The organism is Amycolatopsis sp. DSM 110486 (assembly GCF_019468465.1).
Classification (GTDB): Bacteria; Actinomycetota; Actinomycetes; order Mycobacteriales; family Pseudonocardiaceae; genus Amycolatopsis.
This window is the reverse complement of sequence record NZ_CP080519.1, coordinates 9,908,601-9,928,493: the sequence shown is the minus strand read 5'-3', so window position 1 is coordinate 9,928,493 and position 19,893 is coordinate 9,908,601. Positions and strand designations below refer to the sequence as shown.

General features: G+C 65.9%; 20 protein-coding genes and 1 pseudogene. 8 read left to right on the top strand and 13 right to left on the bottom strand.

Translation table 11 applies throughout. From position 1 onward, the window contains the following. The first annotated feature begins 382 nt into the window (after positions 1–382). Positions 383–2,659, top strand: a complete 2,277-nt coding sequence (locus K1T34_RS47875; RefSeq protein ID WP_220241421.1) for a helix-turn-helix transcriptional regulator — start codon at positions 383–385, stop codon at positions 2,657–2,659. Between the two features lie 60 nt (positions 2,660–2,719). Here K1T34_RS47875 and K1T34_RS47870 read toward each other — a convergent pair whose 3' ends face one another. Continuing rightward, positions 2,720–3,796 (bottom strand): hypothetical protein, encoded by a 1,077-nt coding sequence (locus K1T34_RS47870; RefSeq protein ID WP_220241420.1) that lies wholly within the window; start codon positions 3,794–3,796, stop codon positions 2,720–2,722. Between the two features lie 56 nt (positions 3,797–3,852). After that, positions 3,853–4,602, bottom strand: coding sequence for an SDR family NAD(P)-dependent oxidoreductase (locus K1T34_RS47865; protein ID WP_220241419.1), 750 nt, complete (start codon positions 4,600–4,602; stop codon positions 3,853–3,855). A gap of 377 nt (positions 4,603–4,979) precedes the next feature. Between K1T34_RS47865 and K1T34_RS47860 the strand changes: the two genes are divergently transcribed. From K1T34_RS47860 to K1T34_RS47845, 4 genes are all read left to right on the top strand, one after another. Next, positions 4,980–5,168, top strand: coding sequence for a hypothetical protein (locus tag K1T34_RS47860; protein WP_220241418.1), 189 nt, complete (start codon positions 4,980–4,982; stop codon positions 5,166–5,168). Positions 5,169–5,184: 16 nt separating this feature from the next. Next, on the top strand, positions 5,185–5,694 hold the full coding sequence (locus K1T34_RS47855; RefSeq protein ID WP_220241417.1) for a peptidase inhibitor family I36 protein: 510 nt from the start codon (positions 5,185–5,187) through the stop codon (positions 5,692–5,694). Between the two features lie 527 nt (positions 5,695–6,221). Further along, entirely contained in the window at positions 6,222–7,022 is an 801-nt protein-coding gene (locus K1T34_RS47850; RefSeq protein WP_220241416.1) for a hypothetical protein, read from the top strand. Positions 7,023–7,056: 34 nt separating this feature from the next. Next, a complete protein-coding gene (locus tag K1T34_RS47845) occupies positions 7,057–8,205 on the top strand; it encodes an XRE family transcriptional regulator (protein WP_255638090.1) in 1,149 nt (382 codons plus the stop codon). Between the two features lie 243 nt (positions 8,206–8,448). Here the strand turns inward: K1T34_RS47845 and K1T34_RS47840 are convergent, their stop codons facing one another. The 8 genes and pseudogenes from K1T34_RS47840 to K1T34_RS47805 form a co-directional block, all read right to left on the bottom strand. Continuing rightward, complete coding sequence (locus K1T34_RS47840; protein WP_220241414.1) at positions 8,449–8,841, bottom strand: Imm1 family immunity protein; 393 nt, start codon at positions 8,839–8,841, stop codon at positions 8,449–8,451. Continuing rightward, positions 8,838–9,272, bottom strand: a pseudogene (locus K1T34_RS47835) (DddA-like double-stranded DNA deaminase toxin); the annotation flags it as partial. The gene K1T34_RS47840 and the pseudogene K1T34_RS47835, both read right to left, overlap by 4 nt. Positions 9,273–9,326: 54 nt before the next feature. Continuing rightward, positions 9,327–9,590 (bottom strand): hypothetical protein, encoded by a 264-nt coding sequence (locus tag K1T34_RS47830; RefSeq protein WP_220241413.1) that lies wholly within the window; start codon positions 9,588–9,590, stop codon positions 9,327–9,329. A gap of 124 nt (positions 9,591–9,714) precedes the next feature. Continuing rightward, positions 9,715–10,545, bottom strand: coding sequence for an aminoglycoside phosphotransferase family protein (locus K1T34_RS47825; RefSeq protein WP_255638089.1), 831 nt, complete (start codon positions 10,543–10,545; stop codon positions 9,715–9,717). Positions 10,546–10,798: 253 nt separating this feature from the next. After that, positions 10,799–11,905, bottom strand: a complete 1,107-nt coding sequence (locus K1T34_RS47820) for a radical SAM protein (protein ID WP_220241412.1) — start codon at positions 11,903–11,905, stop codon at positions 10,799–10,801. Positions 11,906–12,143: 238 nt separating this feature from the next. Next, positions 12,144–12,464 (bottom strand): hypothetical protein, encoded by a 321-nt coding sequence (locus K1T34_RS47815; protein ID WP_220241411.1) that lies wholly within the window; start codon positions 12,462–12,464, stop codon positions 12,144–12,146. Continuing rightward, positions 12,461–12,781 carry a hypothetical protein gene (locus tag K1T34_RS47810; RefSeq protein ID WP_220241410.1) on the bottom strand — a complete coding sequence of 107 codons (321 nt, stop codon included), beginning with the start codon at positions 12,779–12,781 and terminating at the stop codon, positions 12,461–12,463. Before K1T34_RS47810 ends, K1T34_RS47815 begins: the two co-directional genes overlap by 4 nt. Before the next feature lie 203 nt (positions 12,782–12,984). Then, the gene (locus K1T34_RS47805; RefSeq protein ID WP_220241409.1) at positions 12,985–14,190 is read right to left on the bottom strand and encodes a helix-turn-helix domain-containing protein; all 1,206 of its coding nucleotides are present in this window, start codon (positions 14,188–14,190) and stop codon (positions 12,985–12,987) included. A gap of 85 nt (positions 14,191–14,275) precedes the next feature. Between K1T34_RS47805 and K1T34_RS47800 the strand changes: the two genes are divergently transcribed. After that, positions 14,276–14,968, top strand: a complete 693-nt coding sequence (locus K1T34_RS47800; RefSeq protein ID WP_220241408.1) for an HAD hydrolase-like protein — start codon at positions 14,276–14,278, stop codon at positions 14,966–14,968. A 305-nt stretch (positions 14,969–15,273) separates the two neighbouring features. Here the strand turns inward: K1T34_RS47800 and K1T34_RS47795 are convergent, their stop codons facing one another. Continuing rightward, positions 15,274–15,462 (bottom strand): DUF397 domain-containing protein, encoded by a 189-nt coding sequence (locus tag K1T34_RS47795; protein WP_220241407.1) that lies wholly within the window; start codon positions 15,460–15,462, stop codon positions 15,274–15,276. Then, positions 15,459–16,319: a helix-turn-helix transcriptional regulator gene (locus tag K1T34_RS47790; protein ID WP_220241406.1), complete on the bottom strand. Its 861-nt coding sequence runs from the start codon at positions 16,317–16,319 to the stop codon at positions 15,459–15,461. The genes K1T34_RS47795 and K1T34_RS47790 overlap by 4 nt, the downstream gene beginning before the upstream one ends. A 1,451-nt stretch (positions 16,320–17,770) precedes the next feature. Here K1T34_RS47790 and K1T34_RS47785 point away from each other — a divergent pair. Beyond that, the gene (locus tag K1T34_RS47785) at positions 17,771–18,022 is read left to right on the top strand and encodes a hypothetical protein (protein ID WP_220241405.1); all 252 of its coding nucleotides are present in this window, start codon (positions 17,771–17,773) and stop codon (positions 18,020–18,022) included. A gap of 306 nt (positions 18,023–18,328) precedes the next feature. Here the strand turns inward: K1T34_RS47785 and K1T34_RS47780 are convergent, their stop codons facing one another. Next, a complete protein-coding gene (locus tag K1T34_RS47780) occupies positions 18,329–18,997 on the bottom strand; it encodes a prepilin peptidase (RefSeq protein ID WP_255638088.1) in 669 nt (222 codons plus the stop codon). Positions 18,998–19,200: 203 nt separating this feature from the next. On the opposite strand from K1T34_RS47780, the gene K1T34_RS54190 reads away from it, so the two are divergent. After that, positions 19,201–19,779, top strand: coding sequence for a hypothetical protein (locus tag K1T34_RS54190; protein WP_255638087.1), 579 nt, complete (start codon positions 19,201–19,203; stop codon positions 19,777–19,779). Positions 19,780–19,893: the final 114 nt, after the last annotated feature.

Sequence of the window (19,893 nt, the reverse complement as noted above, 5' to 3'; positions counted from 1 at the left end):
ATAGGTGAAACTACTGACATCTATCACCCGGAAGAGTTAATGCTCAGCAACGGTGTTGATGCTTCCAAGTTGATCAAGGTATTTATGGAGGCCTGCTGATCGAGTCGCCTCGAGGGGAGGGCGGCCGCGTGGCTGAGCCTGGCCCGCTGGTTGAAGACACGGTCATCGGCGTGGGAGGAGATCGGTTATGAGGCTTCTTCATGATCGGTCGCGATCTTGATGTGAAGTTGACTCTGAAACCTGCATCCGGCGAACGTCGGAGCGGTTTTTGATCACATCGATTTCGCCGTCGGAACACCCTGCTCGGAGACAATGTGCGCTGATGCGTCGCAGCTGCAGGGTTCTGCCGGCCGGAACGCGCTGTTGCTTGGGGAGGCAACTGATGAGGGATCAAAGCGTCTTCGCGCTGGCCGCGCGGCGGCTGTGTCGAGAGAAGGGCCTGACGCTCAGGGAGATCGCGAGCCAGGCGGGCTACAGCGAAAGCTACGTCTCCAAGGTCTTCAACGGCCACCGAGGCCGGCGGCCGGCGGTGGTGGACAGGCTGGATGAAGTCCTCGGCGCCGACGGCGAACTGGTGCGGATAGCCACTGAGCAGCGGCTCGATGGCGGCCACGTTCGGCCGATGCAGCTGCCCCCGCCGGCCTCGGACTTCACCGGCCGCCAGGGGTATCTCCGTCAGCTGGATGATGCCGTGGCAGCCCGGGACGAGGACGGGACCGCGGTCACAGTGCTCATCGAAGGCGGCTTCTGGGCGGGCAAGACGGAACTGGCGATTCAGTGGGCGTCGCAGGTCCAGGAGCGATATCCGGGCGGCTGCTTGTTCGTCGACTTGCGCGGGCTGGCGGCCGGTAGGCCGGCGGAACCCGGCGCAGTGCTCGACGGCTTCCTGCGTGCGCTGGGAGCCCCTGGCTCCGAGCTCACGGGGACGGTCGAAGAACGCGCGGCGCGATACCGGTCTCGCCTGTCAAGCCGTCCGTCCATCGTGATCCTGGACAACGCGGCGGACTACCAGCAGGTCCGGCCACTGCTGCCCGGCGCGGGAAGTGTTCTCATCGTGACCAGCCGAGAGCACCAGGGCGCCTTGCTGACCCACACCGGGGCGGTGCAGATCGAGCTGCCGCCTCTTCCCGTCGACGAGGCAATGACGTTGCTGCGCTGTCGTGTGGGGGAAGCACGGGTGAATGCCGACCTCCGCGCGGCTGAGAAGATCGTGAGGTGCGCTGGGCGGCTCCCAATGGCGATCCGCATCGCGGCCGAGTACGCGAAGCACGGCGGCCATACCCTCGACCAGGTCGCCGGCCAGCTCTCCACGATGCCGGAACGGCTGGCACTGTTCACCTCGTCCGACCCGGCCGTCAACATCCGCGCCGTGCTGGACGTGTCCTACCTGGCGCTCCCGTCACAACCGGCGCGAATCTTCCGATTGCTCGGTACCAGCCCGACAGCCGTGATCAGCCCGGAATCCACCGCCGCGCTGGGTGAGATCACCGTTGCCGAAGCCGGCCGGGCACTCGACGTCCTGCACCGCGCACACCTCGTCGAGCTCGTCGAGAACGGCCGCATGCGGATGAACCACCTCTTGCGCGCCTACGCCCACGAACGCGCCGGCGCCGACGAACCGCCACGTGAGCTCGACAGGGCTCGCCACCGGCTGCTGCACTGGTACGCAGCGACAACCCACGCGGCCAGCAACGCCTTGGCGCCAGACTGGGCTGGCACGGGGCTCGCATTGGATTCCGTCAAGGACGTCGTGCCGCTGTCGTTCGGGCGCAACGACTATGACGCCGCGTTGACCTGGTTCGGAATCGAGGCCGAGGCCATCCTGTGGGTCGCACGTAGCGTCGCAGCGGGCGACCTCGGCTGGAAGTTGCCGGCCATGCTGCTCCCGTACTTCTACATCACCAAGAACTGGCGTGCCTGGCTGGCTGCGGCCACAGACGGGCGGGCGGCGGCGCTCCGGGCTGACAACCGCGCCGGACATGCGCGGAGCATGTTGAGCCTGGGCTGGGTCCGGCACGAAGTGGGCCATACCGATGATGCGATCCTGCTGCTCCAGACCGGGCTGCGGCTGCAGGGAGAACTCGGGGCCGATGACCGGGACGACCTCCTGGAGGCTTGGACGGCGTTCGCGCTTGCGTCCGCGCACGCGTCTCTTCGACACGCGGACGAAGCCCGCGAGTTGTATGCGCGCGCCGAACAGCTCTTCTCCGAGGCCGGCCTCGACTTCGGCGTCGCCGTGTCGAAGGCGATGCTCGCGGGCGAGCAGCAGCAGCTCGGGGAGGACGAAAGGGCGGCGGAGACGGCCTACGATGCCCTCGAGCTGGCGGAGCGGTCTGGCACGAAGAGCGCGATCAGCTTGGCCCACCACCAGCTCGGGTTGCTGCTATTGCAGCATGGGTCTTATCGGCCGGCGCTGACGCATCTGGACAAAGCTCTCGAACTGCGGCGGACAAGCCGCGAGCGTTGGGCGGAAGCCGACACTCTGACCGTGCGGGGCGAAGTCCTGAGCAAGCTCGGCCACGACCGCAACGCCCGCGAGGCATATCGCGAGGCCGCCGAGATCCTTGAGACATTGCACGACCCGCGCGCTTTCGACATCCAAGCGCAGATCGCGTCGCTCAACGCGGTCCTGAACGCCCCGGATGCGCCAGCTTCTTGATCAGCAGGTGGACGAGAGGCCGTCGCCGGTGCTGTGATCAGGGCGGCGACCTCTCGGCCGCTAAGGTCGGTCGTCGCCAGGTTCGAGGCGGCACATGACGAACTGGCCGATTGGCGTGGTGCCGGCGCTGACGCCCACTGCGTGGACGCGCACCCGCCACACCGAGCCGTCCGCTCTCCTGACGCGGGCGGCCACCGCCGGAAGTCGGCTCGCCGGATGAGCCGCAGCGTCGCGGACGAGCTTGAGCACAGCGTGGACGTCCTCCGGTTCCAGCAGTTCGGCGAGCTTGCTTTTGTCGGGTATCGGGGACTGTTCGGCGGGGTAGTCAGGGCTGGTCATCACGACCGCGTCGAGGATCGAGTCGACGATAATCAGCGGGTCCTCGATGAGGGCCGCGCAGGCGCTGAGCTGCTGGAGCAGCGGGGGCTCCACGGCCTGCCTTGCCGCGGCCGGGTCGACCCGCATCGAAAAGCCGGCGTAGAGGCGGTCGGACTTCTTCTGCCCCACCGCACGGATGACCCGCCGTTCGCCGCTTGCAGCGTGCTGCTGCTCCATGTATCTGATCAGGGGCGTGCCGACGGCCGAACTGCGGAAGTCGGAGATGACTGCGGTGGTGGGGATGCGGTGGTCCTCGACCAGGATCGAATTCATGAACCGGTACGGGTCGCGCCCGCTGCGGCCGCCCTCCCAGCCTGGCGATGGCGGGGCCACCCCGTAGAGCGCGGGTGCGTCAGCACCCCACCAGTGCTGAAGCGATCCGTCGGAGCCGGCGGAGGGTTCTTCCCACTCCCAAGCGGCGACCAAGGGCGCCGCTGAGAGTGGGTCGCCTGGATAGACGTAGCGGCTCAGGAAGGCGATGGGCGTTCCGTCTCGCCCGCCGAGCACCGGCTTGACCAGGACCTCGAACGTGCTGCGGGCGTACGAGCGCTCCTGGTGGACGGGCTCGCGGGTGCGCCGAGCCAGGGCAATCAGCGGCGGTAGTAGCTTGCGGGCCGCGTTGTCGGAGTTGTTGATCGACACCCCGTCGTACAGGCGTTCGCCGATCGCGTACAAGCGGCTCTGTGCGTCGAAGACCATCCACGACCCGAGGTCGCGAAACGTCCGTCGGCCCGATGCGGCCTGTTCTCCGGCGCTCACAAGATCATCCTATCCGGCGTGTCCACCCGGGACACTGCGAAGCGAATTTCGAGGGCTCAGAAGGTCGCGCCACCATCGAGCTGAAGGATCGTGCCGGTCACGAACGCCGAGTCGCTGGTGGCGAGGTACACCGCTGCGGCGCGGATCTCTTCCGGGTCGCCAATCCGGCGCAGAGCGGCGGTGCGTTCGAGAACGGCAACAGCCTTCTCATCCCACGCTTCGGCCATTCGTGTCCGAAATGGGCCGCACTGAATGGCGTTCACTCGAACACCCATCGGGCCGAACGCCTGCGCGTGCGCCTGCGTCAAGGTGTTCAGGCCCGCCTTGGCCACCGCGTACGGAACAAAGGGATCTTTCGGTCGAACCGCGCCGGTTGACGTGATGTTGATGATCGATCCGCTGCCGGCCTCGGCCATCCTGGCGCCGAAGCTCTGAGACAGCGAGACCGCGCCGAGGAGGTTCACCTCGAGCACCTTGCGCCACATTCGCTCGTCAAGGTCGTCGATCGTCCGGTACGGCAGCGCCATGCCGGCGTTGTTCACCAACACGTCGGCGCGGCCGAACCTCGCGTAGACGGTCTCGACGAGGCTGTCGCATGCGCTCCAGGACCCGATGTTGCACTCGACGCCGATGGCGTCGACGTCGTGGTCCCGCCTGATCTGCTCAGCGGCTTCCGTACATGCATCGCCGTGACGACTGGCGATCGCCACCGCGGCGCCCTCGCCCGCCATGGCCTCGACGATCTGGCGTCCCAGGCCGCGCGCTCCACCGGTCACCACGGCGACGTGCCCAGACAGCTTGCCCATCCATCCCCCTCTGTTCGCCAGGTTCGAATTCGACGCTACCGCAGAGTTGATCACGGAGCCACGGAGTGCGCGGATTGCTGTTCGTTGGCAACTGTTTTCTTCTTGCCAAGACTGTCACCACGTCGGCACACAATCAGGACACGGCTGTGTTCGCTCATCGCTTCCGGTCGTGTGCACGAATGGCCACAGTGGACTCATGCGAACCGGCAACCCCCTCAGCGTGACGCGTACCGCCGGGTCTCCGCCGCGTCACTCGGTCGATCCGCATGCCGGCCGGGTGGCGTCCGTCGTCGCCGGACGCCACCCGCCATGGCGACTTCGCGGGCCCGCCAGCGGGCTCTCCGGGCGAGATGTCGCTCGAACACAGAAGGAGGAACGTGGCGCACTACACGCTGCAATGCGGTCACCGCAGCACGGTCAGCGATGCGGACGAGAACACCCTCGACGACCTGGCGGCCGATCCTGCTGCTGGCCCCGGCTACGCCTGGTGTGACCGCTGCCAATCGTGGAAGCAGGTCCGCGAGGCTGCCTCCGTCCGCGGAGCAGCCAGCCGGCCTGAGCGGTAGGTCGCGCGGGGCTTGAGTGGTCGGCAAGTCCTTCGAATCGAAAGTACGCAATTCATCGAAGGGAACACCTATGTCTAAAACAGCCCGCTGTCTCCTGCCCTCGCTCGGATTGCTGCTGGCCGGCAGCGTTCTCGTTCAGGCTCCCGCGCACGCTGCGACCGCGCGTTGGTCGGAGAGTGCGTTCCGGGCCGAAGTCCAGCAGTCCATCGTCGGCTCGGGAAAGAGCAACGGAGTCGTAACGGGCCAGGCTGGTGGATGGCACCGCTGCCCACAGGGCTACTACTGTCTTTTTGACGGCTACGACGGTGCAGGAGCGATGGCCTTCTTCAAGACCGGCTCGCCGAACCTCGCCAACCAGGGCCTGGACAAGGCCGCGAGCGCGCAGTGGAACCGCTCACCGTGGAACTTCTGCCTGTACGAGGGGTACAACTACACCGGCCGACGAAACTGTGATCCGCCGAACTCCCGGTACAACTTCACCTATTACGGCGGCAACAACTTCGACTCATCCGTGAAGCGCCTCTAGTAGAGCACCGATTTGCACGCGGATTCTCCTTTGCCCTGCGTTGATTGCGTGGTCCCGCAATCGGCGCAGGGCACACTGCTGCTTGGGCTTCTAGTCCGGGCGGCCCGGCACCTGCCGCCGATCGCGGTCTGTGCGACACAGCAGGCATCGCCCGCATCCGGCGGGAACTATTCTCCGTCGAAGCCGAGGCGGCCATGTTCATGGACCAGCTGCGGGGGACGCATCGCAGCCTCGCAACTTCAGTACGCCGAGCGCCTACTTCGAGCAAGTGATCCGCGCCGCGCGCCAGATCGGGACGCGCCAGCCGACCTGAGTCCGCCTGTGCCGACATCGCCGAGGTCAAGGCGATACTCGGCAACACGCGTGAGAGATGGGGCAGGAGGCCGTGGAGGGATGACGCGGCCTTGTCGACAGTGTCGATGTTGTCGACGACTACTTTGTGTGCCAGGTTGTTAAGGCAACGCGCAACACGCCGTATAGGTTGAGTTTGAAGCGCAAAATACTGGCCATGGTGTAGCTTTCCTCTTGTGAGTGAACCGCAGGACGTGATCGAGAGCCTCAGTGGCGCAGGTGTGCTCCAGGGAGTCACATGGGCGTACCTGTCCGCTACGAGTGGCGCGCTGGACATCTACTCCGAGGCCGAGGGGCACGATGCAGCATTGCTCGGCAGCATGCGCTACACCCTCTTTCGAGATCGGCTCGATCGAGTGTTCGCGTGCGAGCGATACGCAGTGCGATCGGGTGATGACGATGCTGACCTCGATCTTCTGTTCGAGGGGCTTACTCGGCGGGACATCGACACGATGCCGAAGTTGGACGCAGGCCTCGTGCGCCGTTCGAACCTGAACGGAAGCCCGGGTTGGGTGTTCGAGCAGCTGCGATTCCTTCTCGCGTCGTGCGACTTCGGAAAGTTGGACTCACTGCCGTGGCCGCAGAAGAGCCCGACCAAACAACGCGTGGCAGGCCAGCGTGACCCGGAGCCTTCACAGCCGTCCTTGTTCGAGGATGCGTTCCTGGAAGAGCTCGGCGGACTCGAGGTCTTGGATGAGGATCTGGACCTTGTCACGTACGTCGTTGCGCACAGTCTCGACCCGATCAGTGGGAACATCGAGTTGGTCTTCGGCCGAGCTCGTCTGAACTCGGGTGGCGGCCAGGCCTGGCGTTGGAAGCAAGATCTTTTGGGTATGCTCCCGGCTGATGGCGGGCGCCGGACTGGCGGAACGCCGCTGCCGACCGGCCCCAGCACGGTGTCGGATGCTCCGGTCCGGCTGCGCCGGTCCGCGGAAGAACGACGTAACGATCGCGACAGTGGTGCAGGTGGGCTCTAACAGGTCATCAGGAGACCGGGCGGCAGAGGTCGTCATGGCGTTCGACGGTGCCAGGCTGACGTTGGCCAGGCACCTAGCTGGTCTGCGCAAGAGTGAGCTCGCGACGAAGATCGGCAAGAGCGCGACAGCGGTGGCGAACTGGGAGTCGGGCGCCAAGCACCCCACTGCTGCCACGGTCGGACAGCTGGCGTTGGGACTGTCCGTAGACCCCGGCTTCTTCGCGGTTCGCCCTGAAGATGTCGCATCCGTCAGCTCCACCCCGCACTTCCGTTCGTTGCGGTCGACCACGCAGCTCGCCAGGGACCAGGCCTATGCCTACGGCCAGCTCGCGGTGGACATCACATTGAGTCTTGAACGTCACGTTGAGTTCCCGGAGCCCCATGTACCGGGTTATCCGGTGTCCGTCGACGATCGCACCAGCGACCACCCGGAACGAGCCGCGCGCGCCCTGCGCGACACGTGGGTGCTGGAGCCAGGACCGATGGGGCACCTGGTGCGCCTGCTTGAGAACCATGGAGTGCTCGTGGTGTTCAGCCCGCCACAAGCGGCGTCAGTCGACGCTTACTCGTTCGACAGCAAGCTGCGTCCCGTAGTCGTGCTCAACCCGATCAAACGTGACTACTACCGGCAACGTTTCGACGTCGCTCATGAACTCGGGCACTTGGTGATGCACAGCGACGCCGAGCCCGGCGGGCGGATTGTCGAAGATCAGGCACACCGGTTCGCCGCCGCGCTGCTGATGCCAGCTGACCAGATCTTTGACCAATTGCCGACCATGATGAACAGCAGCGCCTGGCGGACCCTGGCGCGGTTGAAGGAGCAGTGGGGCGTCAGTATGCAGGCATTGCTATACCGGGCCAGGCGTCTCGGACGCCTCAGCGACGTGTCATACCGCAATGCCATGACCACAGTCTCGAGCCGGGGATGGCGGCGGAACGAGCCGGGCCTCGTGACGACGATCGAACAACCATCGCTTCTTCCGCGCGCGGTGGAACTCCTCGATCACGAGGGAATCGGTGCGGAAGAGCTCATAGAACAATGTCGAGTCCCGTCCGAACTTTTCCGCACTGTGACGTCGCGCACCCCGAGTGTCGACCTGGCTCCGACAGAACAAGAGACAGGTCGGGATGAAGGTGATGGGCAGGTGATTTCTCTGCTTGAGTGGCGCCGACGCGACGGCTGACGATGCCTGCAGCGCTAGTAACGGATCCCCCTGCTCAGAGCTGCTGTGCCTACTGAAGTTGTCGGCATGGCGCGAAGCGCGTGTCGTAGATGTCGGGCTCCACGACTGCGAAGGCGAGGCTGTTGCTGGGTGACTGGCAGGAACGCTGGTCCGCCGGGAGCTCATCGGCCGTCGAAGGCTCCGGCGCGAAGGTGGCGAGCCGGCTGGGCCACCTGCTGGTACTGCTGACGGCTATGCCGTGCCTCAGTCGGTCTGAGGCAGCGCCGCGCCGTTCCACCGAACTGCCTGAGGTAGCCGGCCGGTGTGGAGGAGTTCGACGAGCGCCTTGATGAACAGATCGAGCGGAACCCCTGACCCGGCTGGGAATCCTGTCTCGGAGTCGGTGACTTCAGGCGATGCGGGGTCTCCGTCGGTGAAGGCGGAGATCATCTCCTCGCCGTTGTAGAGGAGGTAGCCGTAGTCGCCATGCACGTGGGCGTCGACGACGCCGTGCTCGGCTTCGATGGTGGCGGTGGAGACGTCGTCCGGGGCGAGGAGGTCGACAAGCCGGCGCACGTCGTCGTCACTGGTGAGTTCGAGGTTGAACCCACCTTCCTCACCGTTTCGGTAGGTGGGGCCGTAAGCGGTCAGGGTCATGTTTGTTCCTCCCGTCCTGTGTAGGTGATGGTACTGCCGTCCGGCTGCGCGACGTGGAGCGTGGAGCCGGGGGCGAGGAAGGTCGTCTCGAGCTGCTTGTCGCAGGTCAGCGGGGCCGAATTATCGAAGTCCCTGGTGCCGCACACCGAGCGGTCGATGACGACGGTCTCTTCGGTGAGGCCGTTGTTCCTCATCTCGATCGCGACCTTGACTTCCATGTGTGAGGCGAGGCGTGCGACCTTTCGCTGGGCAGGCGGGAGATTCGTGGCGACGAACTCGATTGCCTGCTGGTAGTACTCGTCGCGGGTTCCGCTCTGAAGCTCGACGTTCGAGCCGTCGGAGCGCACCCAATCGCCCTTCGCCGGCGATGATCCGACGGGCGCGCTGCCGACCCGATCTCGGGCCTGCTGTACTCGCTGCTGATTCGCGGGACCGGATGGCGGATGCTTCCTAGGCGGCCCTGCCGGACGCGCTCCAGAAGATGTCTACGAACCGCCGGCGATCGCGGCGGCGACCTGCTCAAGCTGCTGCGCGAGGCCTTGGAGTTGCGCGCCGACAGACTGCCCGATCTCCTGGCTGACCTGCTGGATCTGGGTAACGACCGCTTCGTGTGGCGTGCCGCCGACGATCGCGGCGGCGTGGGTGGCGACGCTCTCCAGTTCCTGGGTGATCGCTTGGACGGCGGTCATAGGCAAGTTGCTGGCGAGCGCCTGGATCTGGCTGGCGGCTTCCTGGAGCTGGCTGGCCATACGACGATTCCTCCGGGCTGTCTCGTGGCGATGCGTGACAGAGATCAAATACGAGGGCGACGTCCGACAGAAACGCGTGATTACCGAAATTCGAGTAGATGACCTGGCGGTTTTCGAGCCAGGTTCAGGCGGAGGCGGGTGCGGTCCGATGCTCGAGCCACTGCTTGGCCGACGTGGCTAGGGTCTGTTTCCAGTCTTCACCCGGCTCGTCGTGAGCGATGGCGTCCCACATGGTCGTGAGGCCGGCGGCGAAGAGATCGATGATCGCTGGATCGGCGTCGGTCCAGCCCGGGCACTGCGCGGCGACGGCTTCGGCGCTCGCAGGTGTGTGACCCCAGGCGATGAGCCTGGGGACCAGGCATGCCGGGTCGATCCAGGCGGCTCCTCGGGTCGGCCACGCCCAGTCGATCATCTTCAGATCGCCGGTGCTCGTGACGATGATGTTCGAGGGGTTGTAGTCGGTGTGGAGGATCGTGTCGCCGGCGAGTTGCTGGCGGGCGTTGGGGTCGTCGATGAGTTCGGCCCACCGCAGTTGCGCAGGTCGGAAGACCGTGGGCGGCAGGTCCGGGCAGGGCAGGGCGGCCAGTCGGCGCATGGTGTCGACCAGTCGCGGCAGATCAGGCGAGGCAGGGGAGTAGTCGGCGGCCCGACCGTCGAGGTGTTCGAAGCACAGCAGATCCCAGCCGTGGATCTCGAGCCGCCAGAGGAGCTCGGGTGCCACGGTGCGGACGTGTGGGTTGATCGACGCTTCGCGTTGCTGGGCAACGACCGCACGCTGGTCGGTACGCAGGCCCTTGACGAACAAGCGCCGCTGCGGGGTCGCGAGGACCGCCGCGATGGCCGAGTTCTGCCCGAGGCCGACCGTGGTGGCCGTCTGGATGGGCCCGAGCAGGGCTTCGACGGCGTCGTGAACGGGCTCGGGGAGTTCTTCCCAGTGCTGGCGCGGGATGGCCATGGGTGGTGTCGGTCCTCGTGAGGTTGGCAAGCGCTGGTGATCTGGAGCGTAAGCCAGAGTCGGGCGGGCGCGGGCGTCGGACGCCCCGACGCCCGCCCGCGGTCGGTCAGTAGGGGTTGTCGTCACTGGCGGCGCAGTTGCACCGGCCTTCCTCGGACAGGGCTTCCAGATCGGGGACGATCTGGATCTCGCCGAGGTCGGCTGCCATCGCGGATGGCGGCTTGAGGTCGATCAGGACAGCGGTCAGGAGGTTTCACCTCCCTCGGTGCTGGCAGTACGAGCCCAGCGGCGCCTTCGCCTGCTGGTACAGCTTCGCGAGCGGACGGCAGACCCAGCACGTGCCGGAGAGGGTGCACCCGCTGCACCCGCCGGTGCGGGTCTGCAGCTTCTCGGCAATTCCGGCCAGATTGGTCAACCCTGCGACGCCCTCGGACATCAGGTTGACCGAGGGGTCGCGCCCGACTTTGCAGATCGAGGCGACGCCGTGCGGGTCTGCGTGGAAGAACGTCACTCCGGCGTTGCAGCCGCCGAACGGCTTGCGCTGTCGTTGGAATTCCCGAGACTGAGCGGGCAGGCTCTCCGGTCCGCCGTAGATGGTCGGGCTCATGTTGGTGAACACGTGATAGGGAATCCCGAGTCCTTCGGCCATCGCCTGCATCTCGGCGACCTCGTGCTCGTTCTGCCGTGCGACGACGATGTTGAGCTTGAGCGGCAGCCCGGCCTCGACCGCGGCAGCGAGCCCGCTCTGAAACTTCCGGAACGACCCGCGGCGGCGGGTCAGGCCGTCGTAGCTGGCCTCGGTCGCGCCGTAGACGCTGATCGTGAGTCGGTAGGGCCGGCGGGTCGTGAGCAGGTTCAGGATGTCGGGGTTGTGCAAGCGCGATCCGTTGGACGAGATGCCGATCATCATGCCGAGGTCCCACGCCAACTCGTAGGTCTCGGAGAAGAGGCGGTCGATCAGCGGCTCGCCGCCGGTGAGCTGGAGCCAGAGCACGCCGGCGTCGCGCATGATGTGCAGCAGCCGTTCACGATCAGACCAGCACAGACCCTCGAAACGCTTGAGGCCGAGGTAGCAGTGCTCGCAGTCGTAGTTGCAGCCGAGGTTGAGCTCGTAGCTGGCCCGGCCGAACCCGTGCGCCGACTCGCTTCGGATGAGCACGACGTCACTCAGCGCGCGGCCGGACACGTTCAGACCCCAGCACTGCGCCACCGCCTGCTCGAGCCATTCCGGCACGAGTTCCCCGGCTTCAGCGGATTTCAGCTGCCGGTAGCGACCCTGGGGAATTTTGACTCCACGCTCGCTGTCGGGGCGTGTCACGAGATATTCGCCAAGGAACGGGCTGGCGATGAGTTGGTGCACTGATTCCTCCTAGGGATACGACCGGAATTAGGTCGATCGAGTTGGAATTGCGTCGGTCGCGAGTTTATGAATCGTCTCGGTCTTCAAGGGGCCACGCTGGTGTCATTTCCGGAACTATCCAGTCGTGCAGGGGTCGCGGGCGGGCTGTGGATTCCCATTCTGGTGAGTCGGGAATCCTTGAACCGAGACTATGAGGTTCGTGGGGTCGCCACTGCCTGGGAGAGCTCGACACGAGAACCTAGACCTCTTCTAACTCGGCGAGAAGTCGACGCCCGACATCGGTGCTGGTATGTATGAGCATTTTGACCCCCAGACCAGACTCTTGGTGCTCCTTCGACGTCAGACCCTTCGCGCTCAATCCAACCAAGATCCTGTAGGTCAGCTTCTCGTCAATCTTGAGCTTGAGTGCAACGTTCAAGCAGGTCAACCCGGAAGGGTTTTCGTTCAGGGCGGAGATAATCTTCCACTCGTCGGTGGTCAACGTAAATGTGGCGGACATTCGACTTCCAGGTTTGAGGTTCGAGTCGACCGCTTCCGTCGTGCGGGGGTCGGCGGTCAACGGGGAAAAATGTGGTCCGGGTCGGGGTGTGGAAGCGTCAGCAATTCATTGATGACCGTCGCCACGTCGCCATCTGTTTGCCAGATGGGACCCTGTGCGTTGTCCCACGGACTGTCGTCGCCCGGCCTCCAGTGAGCTGCAGTGGCTTTGGTCATCGACTCGATCTTGATCGTCTCCACCACGCAGCCGCGTGGACGTTCGTAGAACAGGACGGGGACGTTCGCCAGCGGCACCGGGGTAAACCCCTGCGCAACTGCACGGCGGAGCGCGTCCAGATGCGGCTCCTCCTCCGGGGATATTGCCGCGTGATCGCTCACCGTTGGCTGTCCTTCCGTTCGGGTCCTGCCATGGACGGCAGCCCGGCGACCGGGACGTCGGGCGCGAACGTGAGGGGAGCCCTCCCGCGGAGGGAAGGTGTCCGCGCCCCGGCTGCAGGCCGAGGTCGGCCGGCCGCCGAGCTGCCAAGGGCAACCGTAAAAGCGCTACTTGCCGGTAACTCGAACTGTCAGCTCGGGTGCCTTCACGACACCGTCGGCAGCCCTGCGCGCTTCGCCAGTGACGCGGCCTGCCGCGCGACGGATCCGCGACCCCGATCGGTCAAGGTTCCGAGGACGCCGTGCACGGCCGGCCGGTACTGGATGTCCTCGGGAGCCTCCGCCTCTGCGGCCTGCAACATGAGCAGCGCGCCCGAGTAGTCGCGGCGCTGCGTGTAGCCCTTGGCCTGATCGACGAGAAACGCGACACGGCGCTCAACCGACGGAGACCGGTCGTGATCGATCGTCTCGGCCAGCCGTAGCCCTTCGACGGCTTCCCCGGATTCCACCTCGATGCTCACCGCGAACATCGCGACATTGGTCGGGCCGAAAGCCGTCCAGCAGGCGTTGTGCTCGCCGACCCGCTGGGCGAGAGGGACTGCTTCACGGAGACGATCTCTGGCTGTCCAGCGATTGCCACTCCGGACGGCGGCGATGGCCGAGAGCAGCAACAGCGAGCCCGACAGCGCCAGCGCGTCGACGTTCTCGTGCTCGATGAGGGGCTGGAGGCTGGCGCGAGCGTCGACCGCTTCCTCTTCGGCGCCCTCGACGCTGCCGTCGGCCAGGAGCACCTGGCCCAGGTTCCAGCGTGCGGCGGCCAGCCGGATCGGGTCGTCGGCGGCCTCGGCTTCCCGCAGTGCACGGTCGGCGGCGAGAAGGGACAGGTCGCCGCGACCGACCCGTTTGGTGACGGTGCGCACGAGGCCGTACAGGTCTGCGGCGTACCGGTGCGCCGCTCGCCGGTCGCGGGCGTCGCTGCTGTTCACCGCCGCCCGCGCCCCGGCGATCATCTCGGGCAACTCGGCACTCAGCTCGCTGTAGCGGTGCGGCGAGGTTTGCCAGGTGTGCCAGGCGCGGACAACGTCCTCGCGCAGATCGTCGAGAATGGGCGCGTCAGCCGGAGCTGCCGGCCGGGTCAGGGCTCGCTGCAGCGCGTCGCCGGCGTTGCCGGTGACCTTCTTGCGGCGAGCCGGAGGTATCTCGTTGAGCAGGTCGCCCGGCTCGACATCCAGAACATGTGCCAGCTGCACGAGGACCGGGATCGTGGGCATCTTGACACCGCGCTCGATCTGGTACAGGTAGTCCGGCGTGATCCCGGCCAGGCCGGCGACGACGGTCTTCGTCAACGGCTTCGTCGACCGGAAGAACCGGACGCGGCTGCCGACCACGTGCGCCAGATGTTCGTCGGTCACCTGCCCCTGCCCCTCTCGTCAGGTTTGACCTGCGCGAATGGTAACGCGGCCGATACGCGCCGTCACGGCTGGCAGACTTGTGCGCATGACCGTCCCCCATCGCTCTCCCCGCACCCTGGTGCTCTGGGATGTCGACCACACGCTGATCGAGACCCGCGGCGTGGGGCGAGCAATCTACGACCGCGCCTTTCCGGCCGTGACGGGCCGGCCGCTCGCCAAGCTGGCGAAGATCGCCGGCCGAACCGAGCTGGACATCATGGCCGAATCACTGCGCATCAACGACATCGAACCCACGGCCGACAAGGTCGGGCGCCTGGCGGACGCTCTCGTGCAGGAGTACGAGGATGCCCGCGACGAGCTGCGAACAACGGGGCGCGCGCTGCCAGACGCGGAGGAGACGTTGGCTCGGCTGGCAGGTGACCCGGCCGTCTACCAGGCGGTGCTCAGCGGCAACCTGCGAGCGGTGGCGCGGATCAAGCTGGAGGTCTTCGGCCTAGACAAGTACCTCGACCTCGAAGCCAGCGCGTTCGGGGACGACCACGCTGACCGGTCGATGCTGGTGACGATCGCGCAGCAGCGCGCCGAACAACGCACCGGCACACGCTTCGCGAACCCAGACACTGTGCTTGTCGGAGACACATCTAACGACGTGAAAGCCGCGCTCACTGCGGGCGTCGTGATCATCGCCGTCGCCACCGGCAAGACCCCCGAAGAGGAGCTCCGCGCCGCCGGCGCCACGCATGTCATCCCGAACCTGAGCGCCTTCCCCCAGCTTTGAACCACGGCGTGGACGGTTCGAGTGCTTCCGCAGCGTGGATAGAGCTGAAAGCCGTCGCCCCAGGCTTGGACGGACCTCCAGTCCATGCGAAGCGCCCTCCGCACGCTATAGGGAGGGCGTGCTGAGGGCGTCTTTGAAGTTACAGCTCCAGCGAGGACGGTGATCACGAATTCCCCAAGGTGTGAACTACGCTCGTCGGTCGACGCACAGCTGTCGGAGGTTCGTGAGCGGACTTGCGCCGGAGCATCCGTTCCGAGCACGCCGATGCCCCGGTGGAAACTCACCGTGGCATCGAGATGGTTCGATCACTCGCGTGAGAAGTTCTTGATCAGCGCGCGCCATGCCGTGCTGGTGACCGACAGCTGCCCGCTATCTCGATCCTTCGTGTCGCGGACGCCGACCTCGGTCGGGGCGAGCGCGACCTCCACGCAGTTGTTGCCGTTCTGGCTCCGACGCGGCTTCCGCCAGCTGCTGGCGGTTGACGGCGCAGTCATGGTGTCCTCATTCCGTTGACAAGATCGGCGATGAACTCGATCGAAGCTGCGGGGCTCAGCGCGGCTGACGAGACGAGTGGGATTGCCTCGCGATACGCCTTCACGTCCTTGTCCTCGTGCAGGATCAGCCCACTTCGCCGGTTCTCGAGGAATACGATCGAGAGCCCGTCGTCGGCTCGCGGGTCGATCAGCGTGAATGCACCCTCCAACGCGGGATGCCAACCGCTGGTGAACGGCACCACCCGCACGTCGACATGTGGCCAGCTCGCGACCTTCAACAGGTAGTCCAGCTGCTCCACCATCATGTCCTTGGTCCCGATCACCTGCCGCAGGGCGGCCTCGCCAACCAGCACGACCAGGTTCGCGGGATTGGGCCTATCGATGCTCACGACTTCTCGGCGACCGAGGCGAGTTGCAACGCGGAGACTGACCTCGTCGGACGGCACCGTGCCACCGGACATGATCGCGCGGGTGTAATCCGGACTCTGCACCAGGCCGGGGATCAGCAGCGGCGCAACCTCGGTGATGGTGCCGGCCGCTGCTTCGAACTCGAGCAGGGCGGCGGTCTGTTGCCGTTGCTCTGGCAACGAGATCGCGAGCCACTGCGGGGCGTCAACATCGGCGAGCATGCCCATGATCTCGTCGTATAGGCCGTTGTTGACGCCGTAGTGACCCAAGATTCGGGCGACCGTCTCGGCCTTCGGGCCTCGCTCGCCGGTCTCGTAGCGAAGCAATGTGCTGGGATCGATGCCCAGGTCAGCCGCCGCAGCTCGGAGCGATTGGCGGCGATCTGTTCGCAGCTTCCTCAGCTTGGCGCCGACTGCTTTGGACTTGATTGTCGCCGTGTTGCCAGGCATGCAACACAGGATAGGGCAGTGGCGCCGTGAAGCGCACATCACCCGAACAGGTCATTGCCCTCCAATGTTTCCGGTGTTGACATTGATGCTGTCAACAAAGCAACGTTGGCAACGTTCGACGAAGGTGGACGGAACCGCGTAAGGGGTGGCCATGACCGGAGATGCCGTACACGACGCGGTGGCACCGGTCCTCCGTCCCGCGACGAGCCGCCGGCCCGCAGATGCGGCAGCCGGTTCCGGAGCGGATTCACCTCCTTCGAGTTCGCCCGGGCGACGCCTACCCGCAGAGGCGCCCGGGTTCATGAGGCGAGTGGCGGGGCGTGGAGACCAGCCCGTCGGCGGACCCCGGAGGCTGTGGTGCTCCGCTCCGCCGCTCGCTTCCCTCGGACGCGGCGGACCAGGCGGCGCATCCCCGGCCGCTGCCAGGTCCGTCGCCCTCAGTGCAGGAGGGGATTGATGAACGACGACCTCAACGCGCAGCAGACGAGGTGGCCAGGGCTGTGGAGCGGCAGGTTCCTCCACCTGGTTTTGCCTGGCAACGAAGAGCGGCTGTGCGGCGGCGGGCGGTTCTTTGGCCTATCGGAGTGCGGTGTCGCCTGCGTTCGAACCCGTTCCGCGCGCCCCGCGCTGGAGTACTGCCCGCAGTGCTTTCCTCTGTCATTGCAGGAGAGCGGCCTTGACCTTGAAGGTCCGATGCCGTTGTTGCCGAGGCGGGTTCCCGGTCGGGTGCCACCACCGGTTCCGAACCGACGCAACCCGAACAGCCCGTGGTTTTCGTCATTCGAGCCCCGCGTCGCCTCGGTAGTCCCGAACTTTGACGATGGGCGCCGGGCCGTGGCCACTCCGGTGGATGCACACTCAACGACGGTGGCGGTTCGAAAGCCAGGACTCGTGTCGAGCGCGAGCAACGATGAGGGACCAGTGATGCGCGCGAGGTCGGGCTCGTTGCTTCGGCGTGACGCCGAAGTGGGCGGTGACGGCGGGCAAGCGCGGTCGGCGCGGGCTCGGAAGGTGCGCAACCGGCATGGTGTTCTGGCTGTGTTGATCAGGGCTGGTTGGAAGGCTGGGCGACGCGCATGGGCCGTGTCGTGCCGTGACCGTGACGGACGACGCTCGTGCGTGCGGGTATCGATAGATGAACGAGGTCCGCGTTTGACGTTCGACGCGTCTGGTGCCGCGATTCTTCGCCCGTCGGAAGTGGGTCAGCTGCGTGCGCTGCTGCGAACGGCAATCGAGATACACGCGCGGCTGGACAGGTCAACACACGGGGGCGAGGTTACGCCTCGTAGCCATCCTGGGCCGTCGTCTGTTCCACTCCACGTGTACTCCGGTAGTCCACAGGGGACTGAACCGGCCAGTCGTGAGACTGTGCTGCTCGACAAGGAGTTTGGCGTGGCGCTCAGCGGTCAGCACGCGTCCGTCCGGTCCCGCCTGGTGGTCGGAGAAGCAGCGTGAACATAGAAGAAACAGAAATCGATGTGCCGTCCCAGCGCGCCCTGCGCCGAGTCGAGCGCGGAACTCTGCGTCGGTACGACGAGTTCTTCATCGCCGACGGAGGACAGGCGGTGGCGGACTGGGTTGCTCAGGCGTGCTCAAAGCTGATGGCGTCTGGTCACCTCGCCTCCGAACCGACGACCCAGCGACTTGAGCTCACGGCGTCTGGTGTTGAAGCGTCGGACAAGATTCGTCACCGGCGCGCGTGAGTGTGGGCCCTGCGCGGCCGGACTGCGTCGACCAGGTGACGCGATCAGATACGAAAACGATTTCCACCATGACACAACCGGCACAAAAGCGGCACAAAATCAGCACACCGCTGTGCTCGCCGTTCAGTTCCTTCACGGAGCTCGGCACCTCATCGTGGAGGTATGCGAGTCGAGTCATCTGTTCGAGCTGCCGATCCCGTCGGGGGGCCGGTAGGTCTGCGCTCGACATCGCGCGCTGGGGTGGCGCCCCTCCCTATTCGCGCCACCCCAGCCCTGGAAATCTCGGCGGGGCCCGTCGTCCCTGAGTTACGCGGCCGCCACAACCATCACGAGGGCTCCTGCGTAGAGACACGGCCCAAAGGGCACCAGAACCACACCCGCTGCGTTGCGTTGCCTGACTCCCGGGACGGCGACGAGGACGAGCGCCAGGACCGAGGCCGTCAGGAGAGCACCGCCGACGAACGGCCATCCGAGCCATCCCGTCACCAGCCCGACCACCGCAGCTGCGCTGATGTCCCCGGCTCCCACTTCTCCGGCAGTCACGAGGGCCAGGACGAGAAACAGGCCAGCGGCCGCTGCGAGTGCAGCGACGGCGCGGACACCAGGCGCGGAGTCGTTCCGTACGACACACAAGATCGAGAACCCGAGCAGAGCGCCGCCCAGCTGTGGCCACAACAGCGCGCGTGGCAACCGATGCTCGCACGAGTCGATGACTGCGAGCGGGACCGCCAGCACCGCCACGTATCCGTCGACCACGGGTTCGCCGCCGGCGCGAACGCGCCAGGCCACGAGTCCCAGCACAACAGCCGTGATCAGTGCCCCCAGCCACCACGACCTGGCGGCAACGTGGCCGGGCGGTACGAACCGGCGTGTGAGCAGGCTTCCTGCTGCCCCCAGTACGAGACCAACGACGACGGCGCCCAGCGTCGACCACCCACGGATTTGCGCGAACTGCACGGTGACCTCGGTTCTCACTTGATCAAGATGTACACAACAACCGCCGTTCGCGCTTCGCACATGGTCGTGCCCAGCCCATCGGGTGAACTTCACCGACGAGTTCACGAGTGCCGACCTCAAAACGGGAAAGTCGACCTTGCACGAATGCCAAGCCCGACGTGTTCCATCCGGGGAACGCGTGCACGTGCGGGCAACGGATACCAGCGACCTGGGGGCCAGCGATGACGCGTCTTTCGAGCAAGGGCATGCGCACGGCCGCGCTGGTCACGGTGATCGGGATCGGCCTGGGTGCGACCGCGTGCGGTTCTGGTGGAGCCTCAGCTCCCGCTTCCGCCAGGCCAAGCGTGCCAGCGTCGACCCCGAGCCGCGCAACTACGTCTCCTGCAGAAGCCGCGGCGCAAAACGCCACCACGGCGTACTTGGCGATGTGGGACGATGTCGCGGCGGTGGCGGCGACGTCTGACTGGCAGTCGTCGCGATTGGCTGATCACACGACGGGCGACGCGCTTTCGGTGCTGTCGCGCCAGATGTACGCCGACCACGCGAACCGCCTGATCACCAAGGGGCATCCTGTCGGTGTGCCGGTTGTTCAGTCTGTGGATTCGCAGAGCGCACCGAAGACCGTCATGATCCGTGACTGCTCAGACGCGAGCGGCTGGTTGAAGTACCGGACCGACACGGGCAAGCCAGCCGACAGTGAGCCCGGCGGCAAGCACCTGATCAACGCCGAGGTCAAACTGGGCATCGACGGATCCTGGCGGGTGACTCGGTTCGCGGTAGCGGGAACCGGATCATGCTGAGCGTCGAGCGAGCTGCTACAGCGGCGATGTTGACCTGCTCCGCAATGCTCGCGTGCGTGGGGCCTGCGTTTGCGGGCGACTGGTTCGGAGACGTCGATTGTGGTCAGGCGGCCT